This window comes from Bacillus sp. PAMC28571 (assembly GCF_014250435.1).
Classification (GTDB): domain Bacteria; phylum Bacillota; class Bacilli; order Bacillales; family Bacillaceae; genus Bacillus; species Bacillus safensis.
Genome location: NZ_CP060191.1, coordinates 477,280 through 493,898 on the forward strand (window position 1 = coordinate 477,280; position 16,619 = coordinate 493,898).

14 protein-coding genes are annotated in these 16,619 nt (G+C 38.6%); 11 read left to right on the forward strand and 3 right to left on the reverse strand.

The window, feature by feature from the left end:
* Positions 1–10 precede the first annotated feature (10 nt).
* A complete protein-coding gene (locus H7F25_RS02035; RefSeq protein ID WP_024424586.1) occupies positions 11–436 on the forward strand; it encodes a MerR family transcriptional regulator in 426 nt (141 codons plus the stop codon).
* Positions 437–492: 56 nt separating this feature from the next.
* Positions 493–1,683 carry an MFS transporter gene (locus tag H7F25_RS02040; RefSeq protein WP_044335033.1) on the forward strand — a complete coding sequence of 397 codons (1,191 nt, stop codon included), beginning with the start codon at positions 493–495 and terminating at the stop codon, positions 1,681–1,683.
* A 47-nt stretch (positions 1,684–1,730) separates the two neighbouring features.
* Here the strand turns inward: H7F25_RS02040 and H7F25_RS02045 are convergent, their stop codons facing one another.
* Positions 1,731–3,284, reverse strand: coding sequence for an ABC-F family ATP-binding cassette domain-containing protein (locus tag H7F25_RS02045; protein ID WP_024426645.1), 1,554 nt, complete (start codon positions 3,282–3,284; stop codon positions 1,731–1,733).
* A 152-nt stretch (positions 3,285–3,436) separates the two neighbouring features.
* Here H7F25_RS02045 and H7F25_RS02050 point away from each other — a divergent pair, with 152 nt between their 5' ends.
* From H7F25_RS02050 to H7F25_RS02060, 3 genes are all read left to right on the forward strand, one after another.
* Complete coding sequence (locus tag H7F25_RS02050) at positions 3,437–4,567, forward strand: DEAD/DEAH box helicase (RefSeq protein WP_149125888.1); 1,131 nt, start codon at positions 3,437–3,439, stop codon at positions 4,565–4,567.
* Positions 4,568–4,720: 153 nt separating this feature from the next.
* Entirely contained in the window at positions 4,721–5,158 is a 438-nt protein-coding gene (locus H7F25_RS02055; protein WP_039177079.1) for a hypothetical protein, read from the forward strand.
* Between the two features lie 274 nt (positions 5,159–5,432).
* The gene (locus H7F25_RS02060) at positions 5,433–7,853 is read left to right on the forward strand and encodes an ABC transporter permease (protein WP_185854175.1); all 2,421 of its coding nucleotides are present in this window, start codon (positions 5,433–5,435) and stop codon (positions 7,851–7,853) included.
* A gap of 53 nt (positions 7,854–7,906) precedes the next feature.
* Here H7F25_RS02060 and H7F25_RS02065 read toward each other — a convergent pair whose 3' ends face one another.
* On the reverse strand, positions 7,907–8,911 hold the full coding sequence (locus H7F25_RS02065) for an NADP-dependent oxidoreductase (RefSeq protein ID WP_044335996.1): 1,005 nt from the start codon (positions 8,909–8,911) through the stop codon (positions 7,907–7,909).
* Positions 8,912–9,031: 120 nt separating this feature from the next.
* On the reverse strand, positions 9,032–9,409 hold the full coding sequence (locus tag H7F25_RS02070; RefSeq protein WP_024424591.1) for a YfmB family protein: 378 nt from the start codon (positions 9,407–9,409) through the stop codon (positions 9,032–9,034).
* A 221-nt stretch (positions 9,410–9,630) separates the two neighbouring features.
* On the opposite strand from H7F25_RS02070, the gene H7F25_RS02075 reads away from it, so the two are divergent.
* From H7F25_RS02075 to ribD, 6 genes are all read left to right on the forward strand, one after another.
* Entirely contained in the window at positions 9,631–9,978 is a 348-nt protein-coding gene (locus H7F25_RS02075) for a YflT domain-containing protein (RefSeq protein ID WP_034282732.1), read from the forward strand.
* A 959-nt stretch (positions 9,979–10,937) separates the two neighbouring features.
* Positions 10,938–11,594, forward strand: coding sequence for a class I SAM-dependent methyltransferase (locus tag H7F25_RS02080; protein ID WP_024424594.1), 657 nt, complete (start codon positions 10,938–10,940; stop codon positions 11,592–11,594).
* A 279-nt stretch (positions 11,595–11,873) separates the two neighbouring features.
* On the forward strand, positions 11,874–12,599 hold the full coding sequence (locus H7F25_RS02085) for a GTP cyclohydrolase II (protein WP_024424596.1): 726 nt from the start codon (positions 11,874–11,876) through the stop codon (positions 12,597–12,599).
* 32 nt (positions 12,600–12,631) lie between these two features.
* Positions 12,632–13,435 (forward strand): formylglycine-generating enzyme family protein, encoded by an 804-nt coding sequence (locus H7F25_RS02090; protein WP_044335455.1) that lies wholly within the window; start codon positions 12,632–12,634, stop codon positions 13,433–13,435.
* A gap of 4 nt (positions 13,436–13,439) precedes the next feature.
* The gene (locus H7F25_RS02095) at positions 13,440–15,197 is read left to right on the forward strand and encodes a WD40 repeat domain-containing protein (RefSeq protein WP_044335453.1); all 1,758 of its coding nucleotides are present in this window, start codon (positions 13,440–13,442) and stop codon (positions 15,195–15,197) included.
* Positions 15,198–15,480: 283 nt separating this feature from the next.
* Positions 15,481–16,563, forward strand: a complete 1,083-nt coding sequence (gene ribD / locus H7F25_RS02100; RefSeq protein WP_056767639.1) for a bifunctional diaminohydroxyphosphoribosylaminopyrimidine deaminase/5-amino-6-(5-phosphoribosylamino)uracil reductase RibD — start codon at positions 15,481–15,483, stop codon at positions 16,561–16,563.
* Positions 16,564–16,619 lie beyond the last annotated feature (56 nt).

The following is a 16,619-nucleotide window of genomic DNA, read 5'->3' on the forward strand; positions in this document are numbered from 1 at the left end:
GGCACTGGTGATGGAATGGATGAAAATTGATCAAGTGGCGAAAAGAAGCGGACTGACAAAACGGACGATTCGTTTCTATGAAGAGATTGGTTTATTATCAGCACCAAAGCGGACAGAGGGCGGAGTCAGACTTTATTCAGAGGACGACATGGAAGAGCTAGAGAAAGTCATGCAGGCAAAAGAGGTACTCGGCTTTTCTTTACAGGAGCTTCAATCGTTTATGGAAATCGGAAAGCAGCTAGAGCTGAATAAAGAAGGCTACTTGCTGTCGCTTGATCCGAAGGAACGATTAGAGAAGCTGTTAGATATTGAGGCGCAGCTGACTGTGCAGCATCAATTGATTTCAAAAAAGCTTGAAACCATTCAATCCTTTAAAAAGGATCTTGAAGCGATGAAAGAAAGAGCGGCTCATGCAATTGAGCAATTACAAAAATAAACACCTCTGCGTGTTTATTTTATTTTGTCAACATTTGAAGGAAAGGTTCTGATGGAATGAAGGAAGAAGAAGTGTTGAAACAGCGTACAAGTCTGCTTAGGCAGCCAAAAGCCGTTTGGGCTGTTGCCTTTGCGTGTGTGATTTCGTTTATGGGAATAGGACTCGTGGATCCGATTCTGCCAGCCATTGCATCGCAATTACATGCATCTCCAAGCCAGGTGTCTCTTTTATTTACAAGCTACTTACTTGTCACCGGCTTTGTGATGTTTTTCACCGGCTTTATTTCTAGCCGGATTGGTGCGAAATGGACATTATTAGTAGGACTCATTTTTATTATTGTTTTTTCTGCTTTAGGAGGTACTTCTTCAACGATTAATGAATTGATTGGCTTTAGAGGCGGATGGGGCATTGGGAATGCTTTATTTATTTCAACTGCACTCTCTGTCATTGTCGGTGTATCTGTTGGAGGAAGTGCGAAGGCCATTATTTTATACGAGGCAGCATTAGGTCTTGGGATATCGGTTGGACCGCTGCTTGGCGGTGAGCTTGGAACAATTTCTTGGCGCGGGCCTTTCTTTGGCGTTGCCGTGTTAATGCTCATTGCTCTTTTAGCGATTACCTTTATGCTTCCACCTATGCAAAAGCCGCAGAAAAAAGTGAAATTTTTCGAGGCTGTCGGGGCGTTAAAATATAAAGGACTTTTAACGATGGCATCTGCCGCTTTCTTATACAATTTCGGTTTCTTTGTGCTTTTAGCGTATTCACCATTTGTGCTCCATCTTGATGAGCATGGACTTGGTTATGTCTTTTTTGGTTGGGGGCTATTTTTGGCTGTGACCTCCGTCTTCTCAGCGCCGGTCATTCATCGCAAACTTGGGACATTGACCTCACTTGTGGTTCTGTTTGCTTCGTTTGCTGTAATCTTATTCGGCATTGGGGTATGGACGGCTCATGTTGTGGTCGTGATCTGCGGAATTGTCATTGCTGGGGGAATTCTCGGTATGATCAATACAGTGCTCACAACAGCAGTGATGGGGTCAGCACCGGTTGAACGTTCAATTGCTTCATCCTCTTACAGTGCTGTACGGTTTATTGGGGGCGCGATCGCTCCTTGGATTGCCGGAGTTCTCGCTGAATCGTATACAGCAAGTACACCTTATTATGTCGGGGCTGCTGTTGTTCTTCTAGGCATGATTATTCTGCTCCTTGGACGTAAGCATTTGGTGAATATCCAAGCAGGTCATTAATTAGAAAAAAGCCTTATATCTGCAAAAGATATAAGGCTTTTTTGTCGTTATAATACTTTTGTCGTCCAAGATTCGCAATTCCAAGTTTCGGTTGCCACATCTTGATAAAATTCAGGTTCGTGAGAAATCAATAAGACGCTGCCTTTATATTCTTTTAACGCGCGTTTTAGTTCTTCTTTTGCATCGACATCTAAATGGTTTGTCGGCTCATCGAGAACAAGTAAGTTGGTTTCTTCGTTGATCAGCTTGCAAAGACGGACCTTTGCTTTTTCTCCTCCGCTTAATACAGACACACGGCTTTCAATATGTTTTGTCGTTAATCCGCATTTTGCAAGAGCGGCTCTGACTTCATATTGCGTGTAAGAAGGGAAGGTGCTCCATACTTCTTCAATACAAGTATTGCTGTTTTGCTCTTTAACTTCTTGCTCAAAGTAGCCAATATGCAAGAATTCTCCACGTTCCACCTCACCAGAAATAGGTGTGATTTCCCCAAGAAGACTTCGGAGCAGCGTCGTTTTTCCGATACCGTTAGCACCGTACAACGCAATTTTTTGCCCGCGTTCCATTTTCAAATTCAATGGGCGAGAGAGCGGTTCATCATAACCGATGACCAAATCTTTCGTTTCAAAAATCAGTTTCCCAGACGTACGTGCCGGTTTAAAGTGGAATTCTGGTTTTGGTTTTTCTGCTGCCAGTTCAATCATATCCATCTTATCCAGTTTCTTTTGACGGGACATCGCCATATTTCTTGTGCTGACACGTGCTTTGTTTCTTGCGACAAAATCCTTTAGTTCAGCCACTTCCTGCTGCTGTCTTTTATAGGCTGCTTCAAGCTGCTGCTTCTTAACTTCGTACACTTGTTTAAATTGATCATAATCACCAACATAGCGCGTGAGCTCTTGATTTTCAACATGATAAATCAAGTTGATGACACTGTTTAAAAACGGAATATCATGTGAAATGAGGATAAACGCATTTTCATATTCCTGTAAATAACGCTTCAGCCATTCAATATGCTGCTCATCCAAATAGTTGGTCGGCTCATCGAGAAGGAGAATTTCTGGCTTCTCTAACAGCAATTTCGCTAGCAGGACCTTCGTACGCTGACCGCCGCTGAGCTCCGTCACATCACGGTCCAGCCCAAGATCCGTTAAGCCAAGACCTCTTGCAATCTCCTCGACCTTAGAATCAATGATATAGAAATCATTGTTTGTCAGTGCGTCCTGAATGACGCCAACTTCCTCTAACAGCTTTTCCAGCTCATCAGGATCGGCTTCACCCATTTTGCCATAAATGTCATTCATCGCGGCTTCCATTGAAAATAAATAATGGAATGCATCCTGAAGGACTTCACGGATCGTTCTTCCTTTTTCTAGCACGGTATGCTGATCAAGGTAGCCGACACGGACATTTTTCGCCCATTCGACTTTTCCTGCATCTGGCTCCAGCTTGCCAGTAATAATATTCATAAACGTTGACTTTCCTTCACCGTTGGCGCCGATTAAGCCGACATGCTCGCCTTTTAATAAACGGAAGGACACTTCGTGGAAAATGGCTCTGTCGCCAAAGCCATGACTTAAATCTTTAACAGATAATATCATTTTTTACACCTCAAATAGATTCAAAACGGCTAGTGCCTCTCATGATTATATCGAACTGTCCGGCTCGATAAAAGCATCAAAAGAAAAATTGCGTTTCAAAGCTGATTTTGAGATACTAAAGGATAGATTGAATGAGGATAAAGGAGATCGACATGACGGAAAATTGGGCATTTTTGAAAGAAGCAAAGCCATTTATTCAGGAAAATTTTCAAGCGGCTGGCTTCGAAAAACCAACAGCTATACAAGAAAAAACAGCAGAGTGGATTACGGAGAAGCGTGATGTGATCGCAGAATCGCCAACTGGGACGGGGAAGACACTTGCGTATGTACTGCCGCTTTTAAATAAAATTGATGTCAATATCAAGCATCCCCAAGTCTTAATCTTGGCACCTTCAAGAGAGCTTGTGATGCAAATCTTTGATGTCGTGCAAGAGTTCAAACAAGGATCAGACATCAAAGCGGTTTCCTTGATTGGTGGAGCGAACATCAAGAAGCAGCAAGAAAAACTAAAGAAACATCCGAACATCGTTGTGGCGACACCGGGCCGAGTACAAGAATTAATCAAAATCAAGAAACTGAAAATGCATGAAGTCAAAACGATTGTATTAGACGAAGCAGATCAGCTTCTTGTGCCAGAGCATATGAAAACGATCCAAGGGATCATTAAGTCCACATTAAAAGAAAGACAAATCCTTTGTTTTTCTGCAACGTTGAAAGAAGAAACCGTTCAGCTGATCAAAGAAATGACATCTGAACCAGAAGTATTGAAAATTGCTAGAAGCGAGGAAGAAGCGCAGAAAGTGGGTCACTATTATCTGTTATGTGATCAGCGTGACAAAGTGAAACTGCTGCAAAAGCTATCACGGCTTGAGGACATGCAGGCGCTCGTTTTTGTGCGTGACATTACGAACTTAAGCATTTATGCAGAGAAATTAGCGTACCATCATGTCGACCTTGGTGTCCTTCATAGTGAAGCAAAAAAAGCTGAACGTGCTGTGATTTTAAAATCATTTGAACAGCGTGAATTCCCGCTCCTCCTTGCAACAGATATTGCAGCAAGAGGAATCGATATTGATGATCTCCCATATGTGATTCATGCAGATATGCCAAATGAAGAGGGCTACATCCACCGTTCAGGCAGAACCGGGCGCGCAGGAAAAGAAGGCGCAGTCATCAGTCTTGTCACACCTCAAGAGCAATCAATGCTGAAAAAAATGGCGAAAAAGCTGAATCTTTCGCTTGACGAAATTGTGTATAAGCAAGGTAGAATTTTTTCTATATAAAAAAATACAGGAAAAAACGATTACTTAAGATCAATGATCTCGGAATCGTTTTTTTTTTTTTTTTGGTTAAAAATAATTTTTTTGGAATATATATTGATATGTAGAAAAAAATGTATTAATCTATAAATGTATAAAATATAGGAGGTAGGAAAATTGAAAAAACATTTTAAAAAAATAACTGCACTTGTGGTAATTGGATTTGTTACTATTTTTAGTTTTGCTCATCTAGGAGAAGCAAGTAGCCAAAGGTTTGTTATAGGAGGAAAAAACGATATAGTAAGAGCAGAAGTAAAAGGACCAGTAAAATATAAGCTTAAAAATAAAGCTACAAAGATTTATTCAAATGCTAGAATATATAATAAAATCACAGGGAATTACAGTAATAGCGTACACCGTTATAGTGTGGCTGTTCAGAAAAAGAATTTTATTGGTTTCGGTAAGAAATACATTGCTGAAAACTTTAAAACCCCTAATAAAAGTACAAAATCAATTGGCAAGGTTCAAGAAGGAAATTATAGAGTTATTGTAACGAAACATACTCAAACAAAAGATGGAGTTGGCCTAAATGGGTCTGGAGAAATTAGACAGTAATTTCTAAAGAAGTGAGTATATTAGGCATAACAAAAGAAGCATGGGTTCGCCTCAATTTATTGATTGAGAAGATCTCTCGCTTCTTTTCATTTGTATGTATAATTTATTAGCTTAATAACAAGAAGCTCAATTTATAAACTAGTTATATATTCATACTTTAAATGTAAGAGATTACATTTAAAGTATGAATGTGATAAGGTATGAATGATTGTTTTTATACTATAACTAATATAGTATTTCATTGACATGATGTTATTTATTCGAGGTGCATAGAATGATATTCAAGCTAGCTTTTAAAGCAATTTTATCGAGAAAATGGTTTTCAGCGTCGGTAATCATTTTAATGACATTATCTATGTTTATAATAACCTTCGGTGAGGCAGAAGCAAATAAATTAATTGAAAAGTTGGAAAGGAATACAACTAATAAGTATGGAGCCTTTCATGCAGTGGTCAATGGTATTAAACAAAATGAAGAAGATTATATAAAATCTCAAAAGAGTATTAAGCATTACGGTATTATAAAAAACATGGGCTATACAAATTCTTTTAACAATACTAAATTGCCTGCAACTTTCGGTACCATGGATTTTCAGGCTAAAGAAATGGGCCATATAATAATTGAAAAGGGAAGATATCCAGAAAGGAATAACGAAGTAACTATTGAATCATATCTACAAGAGGCGTTTAATGGAAATGCAATTGGAGAAAAAGTTAAAATAAAAATAAACAACTCAGAAAAATACTATAAAATAGTAGGCGTTATAAAAAATTACTCCTCAAATTGGACAACTCCAAATAACTATAAAATAGGAAAAACAAGCTATCCTAATGTTATATTTAACAATAATTTAATGAATAAAACGCAGCTTAACACTAGTGCACTGATAGAGCTAAATGAATATCATGACTTTGATGAAGCAGTTAAGGTTATAAATGATCTTTTTGATAAGTCAGAAAATGTGTATCTGAATACTAAATTTTTTGAGGAAGAATTTATTTATAAACAATCCATCCCTACTTTGCGACTTTCCTTTATTATAATTTCATTATTTATAATTTTAATTAGTTTAATTTATACGAAGAGTGTTCATTTTAGGAAGCAAGAGAATGAAATTGAAGAAATATTTAAATCATATGGCTTTAACAAAAAAAAGATTATATTTTATTTATTAAGCCAAGCTATTCTATTAACAGGTTTTGGTGCTATTATATTCTTTTTGACAAATATTTTTATTAATGGTTTTTTTCAAGTCGATTTTTTAGGTATCTTATCTTGGTTAATAATATTATTCTGTGTTGATATTATTTATATTATGAAACAATCTACTTCTTTCTTCAATAGGAAATATGGTGGTAAAGAAAGTGTCAATATTCCAAAGAAGTTTGTAGAAGATAATACATTTTCCTGGAAAGGAAATTTAATAATTATTGTTATTGTGGCGATTTTTATACCGGTATATTATATTTCGAACCTAATAGTAGAAGAAAACACTCCTAAAAAACTTAAAAATGAGCCGGACTTTAGTCTTTTTGCAAAACAAACAGTAGCATATGATTTAGTTAACAATTACGTTATTGAAGATCAAAAAGCAAACACGTTTAAATTTAGAGATGTTGAAAAGTTAGAGAAGGATGATACCATAAATTATATAGAAAAGGTTCCTTATACAATTGGAACTTCTCTATCTGTAAATGAGAGAAATCTATCTCGATATTTAAAAAGTTGGGTTAGTAATATGAGTGAAAAAGATGATACATATCAAACACCTATTGACCTCGAAAATAAAATAAAAAAATTACCGATAAAAAAGAAGCTGACGCAAATACCTAATGTGAACTACTATGTTTTAAATAAAAAAGAGTGGACTAGTTTAACAAGTAAATATAAGTTGAAAAATAAGTATCAAAGTGACTCCATTCTTATGTTCTTCCCTTCAATTAATGGAATGAAAGAGGACAAAATTAAAGATGGAGATAGTATAAAGTTAGAGAGAATAGATTTAGATGAAAAAAACGAAATTAAATATAAAGATTGGGATTTGAAAGTTGGAAAAGTTATTAATAAAAGTTATACTTTAAACTTTAATGGTATACATATAGAGAACAGTGGTTTGTCTATTGCTATACCGGAAAGGCTAGTGAAAAAGGAAAAGATATTCGAAGGTTATTTAGAATTATACATTTATCTAAAAGAAAAAGTAAGTGCCAAAGCATATGAAAAGACACAATTATCTATTAAGAAAATGTATGATAATAATCAGGAGAGTAACCACGAAAATAAACATGAACAAATTGAAAAACAACTTTCACTACTAAGTTTTATTAATAAACTGAATAACATTCTAATTTTCAGTATTATTGTTAATCTAGTTATCGTGTTAATGACTAAATTGTATTTCAAATTAAGAGAAAAACAACAATTCAATTCTGTGAATAAACCATCATCATTGAAACCACCTAATTGGACATTATGGGGTTTATTTAAAGAATTAATTATATGTTTCATGTATTCTTTTTTTATAGGTTTGCTCTTTATATATCTGATTGAAGTGAATTATAGTTCAGATTTGCTGCTTTCTACAAAAATATCCTTTTTGTTGGAAAGTTATGCCATTGTCAGCGCAATTCTAGTTGGTTTAGCTTTTCTTTTATTTTTTCAAGATAAGAAATCCAAAAAAAATACCGGTTGTTAATAAATGTATATGGAATAAAAAAAGACCCCGCCAAATGGCAGGGTCCTTTTTTATTATGAAATTTTGACAAGCTGTTTTCCGACATTTTCCCCTTTGAATAGTCCAAGGAATGCGTCAGGAATGTTGTCAAAGCCTTCTATGATTGTTTCTTTATATGTGAGTTTGTCTTCTTTTACCCATTGTGCGAGATCCTTCGCTGCCTCTCCAAAACGATCTGAATAGTTGGCAACGATGAAGCCTTGCATCAATGCGCTTGTTTTGATGAGTTTTGTTTGCACACGCGGCCCGATGTCCTCGCTTGTGCTAATATTATAAGAAGAAATGGCGCCGCACACTGGAATGCGTGCAAAACGGTTTAAATGATTCATCACCGCATCTGAAATCTCGCCGCCAACATTGTCAAAGTACACATCAACGCCGTTAGGGCAGGCTTTTTCAATGGCATCATTTAAATCATTTGTTGTTTTATAATTAATCGTTTCATCAAAGCCCAATTCTTTTAAATAAGCGAGTTTATCATCAGATCCGGCAATTCCAACGACGTGTGCGCCTTTGATCTTAGCGATTTGTCCTACAACAGAACCAACAGCTCCTGCGGCTCCAGAGATGACAACTGTCTCGCCTTCTTTTGGCTGGCCAATCGCAAGCAGGCCGAAGTAAGCGGTTTGCCCTGGCATGCCCAAAATCCCTAAATAATAGGACAATGGCGCAATGGACGGATCAATTTTAGTCAGAGATTCAGCTTTGGCAGTGGAATATTCTTGCCATCCAAGGAATCCAAGGACAAAATCACCTTTTTCAAATTGAGGCGATTTCGACTCAACGACTTCTCCGACAACACCGCCCTGAATCACTTCATTTAGCTTGAACGGAGGTGTATAGGATTTTGTATCCTGCATTCGCCCTCTCATATAAGGATCTACAGAAACATATTTCGTTTGAATCAAGACCTCTCCATCTTGCGGCACAGGTATATCTACTGTTTCAAAATGAAAAACATCTTTTGTAGGTAATCCTTTTGGACGTTTAGCTAATTGAATTTGCTTTTGTTGACTCATGTCAAATCCTCCCTTTCACTTACTGCCTAGATTTACATTAACATGATGCTTCTTTTCGTTCAAAACATACGGTCTTTTCAAAACCCACATAAAAAAGCAGCCGCCATCTTATCGAAGGGACTACTTTTTCTGAAAAGATACAGAGAGGAGCGGCGGGAGACAGCCAAACAGCTGATACACATCCGCATCACGTTCTTTTAACAAATATTCGTTTGCATTTTGCATGGAGGCTTTCATCATATCGCGCGTCACAAAAGGGAAAAGGATATTCAAGTATGAGGACAACAGGTCTTGTGGATCTTGTTCAATTGACTCGATATCTCCAATGTTAATAATGATGGAAAAGAGATAATCAATGGAGATGTGAAAGTGCTGTTCGGCAAACAATGTAAGCGGCTTTGTATTTGCTTCTTCAGGATTCCACTTTTGAAAAAGCTGTTTCACCAAATCACTGACAACCCAAGCATTAAACTGCTGCTCCGCTGAAAAGTAATACATCAGCTCTCCCTCATTTCTAGCCTCCAGTATAAGAATTGTACAACAAATCAACAGGATTGAACATAATAATTCAGAAAATTTAGTCATTTTTACAGGCTTTTTGTCAAAAATAAGTCGATAGACATGGTACGTCGATCAAGCAAATTGGATGTGCTCGTGGAAGGTTTAATGTCAAAAGTGACGGGTAAAAGATTCGTAAGACGTTAAAGGAGGAATATAAAATGAAACCTGTTGTAAGAGAGTATTCAAATGATGAAACACTTCAAAAAGATGTAGAGCAATTAAAGGCACTCGGTGTTGCAAGAGAGGACATTTATGTTCTGTCCCATGACGATGATCGAACAGAGCGTATTGCAAATAATGCAGATGCCAATACGATTGGCTCAAGAGAAGTTGGACTCAAACATGCGGTTGGGAACATCTTTAGTAAAAAGGGCGATGAGCTCCGCAATAAAATTCATGAAATTGGTTTCTCAAAAGAAGAAGCTGAGACATTTGAAGAACATTTAGACGAAGGGAAAGTCCTTCTCTTTGTCACAGATCATGAAAAAGTGAAAAACTGGGCGTAATCGCCAACCGAAAAAGCCTCTTACTTTTGTAAGGGGCTTTTTTTCATGCTTCCATGTCTGAAAGAGAGACATATATCTTTTTTACGATAATAAGTAAATACAGAAGTATGGAATAAATAGTAAACTCTCTAATTGAAAATGCCGTTATACCAATGAAAATCATGAAGAATCAGAAAAAATAGTCGAAATATCACAAAAAATCATTCGGGAAATAATTATTGTATCTTTCTATTTTGATTTAAAATTAAATAAAAAACTTGTGTAATTTAGTAGATAAATTTCTTAGTTCTATTGGTTTAAGTTGTATTTTTGTGTAGAAATAAGTGTTTTAAGGTCAAAAAACCACGAAAACTACCTGTATTTTCAATTAGAAAATTCATTTTAATGTTTAGGAAATAATTTGTTGACAAAATAAACTAAAAACAATATATTTGGCTTAATCCAGTCATTATGGAATTAGTTGTTAAATTTCCGGCGGGTTTATTCGAAGCATAATCTAGTGAAAGGGGGTGGCAAGAACCAAAGCGTAAGCGCCTCTTAGATATAAAAATGTCTACTAGAACTGAACAAATCGTCGTTTACTTGAAGAAAAAATGATCGCCATTCTAAACAGTAGATTGATCTTTCTACTAAAAGCACAGTGTAAGAGATTGTTCAAAAGACGTTAAGTCCTTATAAAAAAGAGAAAGCGGTTTCAATAAGAAATGTGAGTTGATCGAACGGTAAAGGAGGTGAACTCATATGAAAAAAAGAGAGAACAAGCTGAGGCGATGCGGCCTTCGAATGGCTGCATATGAGGATGAATGCTGAAAAAGAAGAGTGAACATGTGGGGTGCTTCTCTCCTTTTTCAGAAAAACAGATTTTCCTAAAAAATCCATCTTTCATTTTAACATAAGGTTTTTGGCTTGAAAACCACCTTTGCCCGAAAAGAAGATTGTGAATTGAAGGAGGTTTCATGATGAAAAAGGCTTTGTACCATGAAGACAGTGGATTGTATTTAGAAAAGATGCGCATGGCATTCCAAGAGCATTATGAGCAAAGAACAGATATGTGGTCTACTGATCCATCCTTAACAGACGCAGCAGTGATGTCATTAAAGGCATGGCGTTCAAGGGAAAAGAATGCACTTGCTTCTGTGCTGGATATCGGGTGCGGCAACGGCCGTGCACTAGAACATTTAAGCGGGCTTTCCGCATATGTCGGTATCGACCTGTATGAGCATGAGGAGTGGGAAGGGTTACAGAAAAGAGAAACAGTTCCTGTTCATTTTGTTCATCAAGATTTTATGTCATGGTCCATGGATCAGGGACGCGGGATGCAGTTTGATTTAATTTTAGATCATGGCTGCTTTCATCATCAACATCCTGATGATCATGAACGTTATTTAAAACAGGTCTCTTCTTTACTTCATGAAGGCGGTGTCTTTTCACTTGTTGTCTGGGGAGAACAGTGGAAAACAGGATTAATCGGAGAAGATGGCCGTTTCCATTTTTCATTTTCAGATTCTCAGCTTGGCGAAAAAATTTGTACATCAGGCCTTGAGCTTGTATCCATATCACCGTTACAAGCGAAGGCTGGAATAAGCCAGCACCATGTCATTGCCGTCAAAATCTAGTACAAAGGTGAGTGATTCAAAGCTAGCAGAGGAGTTCATGGGAAGAAAGAGAGTCTGCCAAACAAGAGCGTTTGCTGCTCTGACAGAAATAAAGCATATGAACCAAAATTTCTGCTCCTTTGTACTGGAAAAGGACAAGGTCTAAAGCGATGAGAGACATCGCACATCCATTTCCTTCTGCGTGAGCACACAAGCTGAGGAGTGCGTACACATATTCATCACTCCATCACTGCGCTGTGGGATTCGATTTGGGTGCAGTGATGAATAGGGGGGAGACTAATGAACAAGTTTGTAGATGAATTACAATCAATGATTCATCATTTTACCTTTCAAGATAAACACTATTTGCTCGTGGGGCCTGTGAATCTGCCAATTTCCATTCAACATGAAGAAGTGCCATTTAAGTGGTATGCCTTCGCACCTGTTGAACGGGATACAAAACCAACGATCGAATCTATTGTCCAAATGAGTACCGCGCAGCAAACCTTTTCCTCTTGTCTCTTATTTGGCGACTTTGAAAATGAACGGCCGCCGCTTGTGCGAATCCATAGTGTCTGCCAAACAGGGGATGTGTTTGGGTCACTGAAATGTGATTGTGGTCCACAGCTTGCATTATCGCTGAAGAAAATCACTGATTACGGAAAAGGCATGCTTGTGTATATGGCCAATCAAGAAGGTCGGTCTATTGGGCTGATGGCAAAAGCGTTGACGTATAAATTACAGGAGATGCAGCTGGATACTTTTGAAGCCAACCGCCTGATCGGCTGCGGGGATGATGATCGGCATTACGAGGAAGCAGCAGCTGTTTTGCACTATTTAAACAAAGGGAAACCATTGCATTTACTAACGAACAATCCAGATAAAGTCGATTCTATTGCAGCTTATGGTCTTCCTGTTTTGCGGTTTGATCATACGGTCGAAGCCTCTCTCTACAATGAAGCCTATTTAAAGGCAAAAGCAGCCTCAGGGCATATGGTCGATGAGAAGAAATTAATTAATCAATAGACGAGTATATTGAAAGAAGGCGGGAGAAAAGCGTGAAACCTGATATCAATTGGATTCAAATCCCAAGCGGCTATGCAACGATTGGAAGTAATGAAGAAGATATGAAAAAGGCAGCAGAATTCTGGAAGGACAAGCTGCTCAATCCAACCTACGGCCGTGAGAAAAAATTTCAAAAGTGGCTGTACAAAGAATTTCCATCCTATCAGCCGTATATCAACGAATTTTTTATCTCAGATACGGTCGTCAGCAATGAACTGTATCAAAGCTATTGTGATGAAACAGGCCAGACATACCCGGAGAGTTTAACGAACGAAGAGCTTGGCGGGGGAAAAGATCATCCAGCTTGGGGCATGGACATTGAGGATGCCTTCTCGTTCTGTCAGTGGCTGAGCGGGAAACTTGGGATTGATGTTTCGATTCCTACTGAAGAAGAATGGGAGTATGCTGCCCGGGGAAACACGAGAAATCAATACCCGTGGGGAGATGAGTTTGATCCTTCTTACTGCAATACGCACGAATCAAATATTGAAAAAACGACGCCTGTCCGTCATTACGAAAAGGGCCGATCCTTATTTGGTCTTTATGATATGGGGGGCAACGTCGAGGAATGGGTCAACACCAAATATCACGTTTATGAAGGCGGCATCGAGGTCGTCGATGATTTAACGGAAACACTCGGAAATGATTACTATATTTTAAAAGGCGGCTCTTTCGCAAGAGGTGGAGATTTATGCAGAGTCGCAAGAAGACACGGGAAGCACCCAGATCCCGTTTTTCGATTTACTGGTTTTCGTTTAGTGACTCGTCAAAAACAACATATAAAGGTGGGAGTGTAAAACTATGCATAGAGGACCAATTACATCTGTTTTATCAACTCAGCACGACCAAATTGTTTACACTGGCGGCTATGACCGCTGTATTTATCAGTGGAACCGGGCGACGGGAGAAGGAACGTTTATTGGCAGTCACGAGCATATCATTAACTCTTTATCTCTTTCTGAAAACGGAAAGTATTTAGCGAGTGCATCGTCAGACTATACGATTCAATTGTATGATACAGGCACAAATACCCGAATCCGCACGTTGTTTGGTCATGCAGATGATGTAGAAGCCGTCGCTTTTGCGAAGCAGGATACTTTGCTTGTATCCGTGTCCAGAGATAGAAGATGCTTAGTCTGGGATATCGAAACGGGTGCTATTTTAAGAGAATTCCATGGCCATAGCAAAGATGTATTAGCTGTATGGATACATGGTGATAAAGCTTATACAACAGGTGATGATGGATATGTCCTTGTATGGCTGTATGAAACCGGAGAAATTGTAGGGGAAATCGGCCCGTTTGATTATGAGCTCGATACAATCAGCGGCAGCAATCAAAAAGAAGTATTCGCACTTGGCAGAGATGATGGCACCGTTATTATTTACGATGCAGCGACTTTACAGGAGAAGAAAATCATCAAAGCCCATTTACAGGGCGTCAAGCGCGTGAATTTTTCTCCAAGCGGCAATTACTTGCTGACAGCAGGCTACGACCATTTAATTAAGCTGTGGAATTATGAAACAGGTGATTTAGTCGATACACTGCTGCCTCATAAATATCAGTGGGAGCGCTCGCTTGTCTGGACAGAGGATGAGAAGTCAATACTAGGAGCCAGCTTTGGAAAAACATATTGTGAATGGTCGATCGAAAAGGGCAAAGTCATATCAGATGAGATCGAAATGGCGACACCATCTATCAATGATATTGCGCTGACTGATGCGGGTGATATTATTACCGCATCAGATGATGGAAAATTCAGAAAAAATGGGATTGAAATTGCCAAATCGACGGGCGTTTTAACAAATGGAGTAGCTGTTGCACGGGATGGAAGCTATTATGCGTGGGGAGACCATGCAAGTCAAGTGCATATTGTTCATGAGTCATTACAGCAAATGGTTTCGTTTGATCTTAACACAGGTCCGGTCAACAGCGTGTATTTTCACGAGGAGGATCGTCAATTTTATATTGGAACTTACGGCGGTTATGTCCATGTCATTTCGACAGAACACTTAAAAGAAATCGGCCGTTCCAAAGCACACGATTGTGCAGTTAAAGCATTAAAGGTAGAAGGAGATCTTATCATCACAGCAGCAGTTGAAGGAACCATCTGTCTTTTAGATAAAAAGAGTTTGTCCTTAAAAGCGGAATACATTGGTGCGACAGAGCTGTTAAATGATGTCTTTATTGATAGTAAACGAGACCGTATCGCCATTGTCAGCCGCGACAAGAATGTGAGATTGTTTGATTTGCATACAGGAAGAATTTTAGACCAGCATAACGAACACCAGTATTCGATTAAATCGGTCACAGTCACAGACTCAGGCTATATTGTAAGCGGTGATTATTGGGGCTATATCGTTGTGTGGAATCCAGAGCTGGATGTCAACACCGGCCCAATTAGAATTGCCCAAAATGGGATTAGTGCCATCAGACAATTAGGCAATGATGTATATGCAAGCTCATATGACGGCGGGATTTATCACGTTCGAGAAGATGGGACGCATACCGAAGTATTACGCTTATTTGAACAATTTCCGAAAGAAGTAATCTCTCATTAAGAAAAAGAATGTAAGCGGGGGATTCTCATGATAAGTGTTTGCAAGGAACATATGAAAAAAGGTCTGTCTGTACTCAATTGTCCGCATGTGCTCCTCATTAATAAATATGAATGTCGCAAATGCTGTTTTTGTAAACAACGAGCATCTTATAAACTTTTTTATTCCTTGCCTTACTATGATCGATCTGAAAAGAAACGGATGGAAAAAATATAGCACATGAGAATAGAACTCCTTCATTCCCTGAAGGAGTTCTTTCCCTTGAAAGAGAGGAAAGGAGACTTACATGAAAGACGATGTTTTTTATATGAAGCTAGCGATTGCCAACGCAAAGGCCATGAAAGGACAAACCTCGCCAAATCCGCTTGTCGGGGCAGTGGTAGTCAAAAAAGGAGAGATCGTTGGAATTGGTGCTCACATGAAGGCGGGCGAGCCGCATGCTGAAATTCATGCGCTGCAAATGGCAGGAGATAAGGCGAAGGGGGCTCATATGTATGTGACGCTCGAACCTTGTTCGCATCATGGAAAAACAGGTCCTTGCTCAGAAGCCATTATAAAGAGCGGGGTGAAACGTGTGGTCATTGCCACTGGGGACCCAAATCCACTTGTAGCAGGTAAAGGGGTCACGATGTTGAAACAAGCAGGGATAGAAGTAGAAGAAGGGATATGTAAGCGGGAAGCGGACAGCTTAAATCTTCCTTTTTTTCATTCGATACAATCAGACCTCCCGTATGTCATATTAAAAACAGCCATTTCATTAGATGGGAAAATTGCAACAGCTCATCAAGAAAGCAAATGGATTACAGGGACAGAAGCGAGGAATGAAGTGCAGCAATTACGTCAAGAAGCAGATGCTGTCATAACAGGCGTCGAAACCATTATTCAAGATGATGCAGGTCTTATTGTAAAAGATTCATTCGTGACACAGCCCATTCGTGTCATTTTAGATTCCACCTTAAGGATTCCTCTTCATGCGAAATGTTTAAATGATCATATGGCAGAAACCATCATTTGTACCTCAAACAAGTACGATCAAAAAAAATACCATCAACTGGTGCAAAAAGGACATCAAGTGTTTGTCACAAGCGGAGAAAATCGGACAGATCTTCATGCGGTGTTACGTATGCTGAAAAGGCGCTCTGTGATGTCGGTGCTTGTAGAGGCGGGAGGCAGTGTGAGCGCATCCTTTTTAGAAGCGTCCCTTGTGAACGAAGTCATTATTTATATGGCACCATTATTAATTGGGGGGAAAGATGCACCTACTTTCTTTGAAGGAGAAGGTACGAAAACATTAAAAGAAGCCATCCGGCCGGTAGATATGGATTATAGTATGGTAGGAAAAGATTTGAAAATGACGATGAGACTTTAATGAAAGAAGGACCTTGTGCATAAAGTGCAAGGTCTTTTGATTATTTTAAAAAAATA

Excerpts from the sequence above, each read along its gene's own strand:
- ribD (WP_056767639.1), top strand. The coding sequence starts at position 15,481 with ATGAAAGACGATGTTTTTTATATGAAGCTAGCGATTGCCAACGCAAAG.
- H7F25_RS02035 (WP_024424586.1), top strand. The coding sequence starts at position 11 with ATGGAATGGATGAAAATTGATCAAGTGGCGAAAAGAAGCGGACTGACA.
- H7F25_RS02070 (WP_024424591.1), bottom strand. The coding sequence starts at position 9,409 with ATGTATTACTTTTCAGCGGAGCAGCAGTTTAATGCTTGGGTTGTCAGT.
- H7F25_RS02065 (WP_044335996.1), bottom strand. The coding sequence starts at position 8,911 with ATGAGTCAACAAAAGCAAATTCAATTAGCTAAACGTCCAAAAGGATTA.
- H7F25_RS02045 (WP_024426645.1), bottom strand. The coding sequence starts at position 3,284 with ATGATATTATCTGTTAAAGATTTAAGTCATGGCTTTGGCGACAGAGCC.
- H7F25_RS02080 (WP_024424594.1), top strand. The coding sequence starts at position 10,938 with ATGAAAAAGGCTTTGTACCATGAAGACAGTGGATTGTATTTAGAAAAG.
- H7F25_RS02095 (WP_044335453.1), top strand. The coding sequence starts at position 13,440 with ATGCATAGAGGACCAATTACATCTGTTTTATCAACTCAGCACGACCAA.
- H7F25_RS02085 (WP_024424596.1), top strand. The coding sequence starts at position 11,874 with ATGAACAAGTTTGTAGATGAATTACAATCAATGATTCATCATTTTACC.
- H7F25_RS02050 (WP_149125888.1), top strand. The coding sequence starts at position 3,437 with ATGACGGAAAATTGGGCATTTTTGAAAGAAGCAAAGCCATTTATTCAG.
- H7F25_RS02075 (WP_034282732.1), top strand. The coding sequence starts at position 9,631 with ATGAAACCTGTTGTAAGAGAGTATTCAAATGATGAAACACTTCAAAAA.
- H7F25_RS02040 (WP_044335033.1), top strand. The coding sequence starts at position 493 with ATGAAGGAAGAAGAAGTGTTGAAACAGCGTACAAGTCTGCTTAGGCAG.
- H7F25_RS02060 (WP_185854175.1), top strand. The coding sequence starts at position 5,433 with ATGATATTCAAGCTAGCTTTTAAAGCAATTTTATCGAGAAAATGGTTT.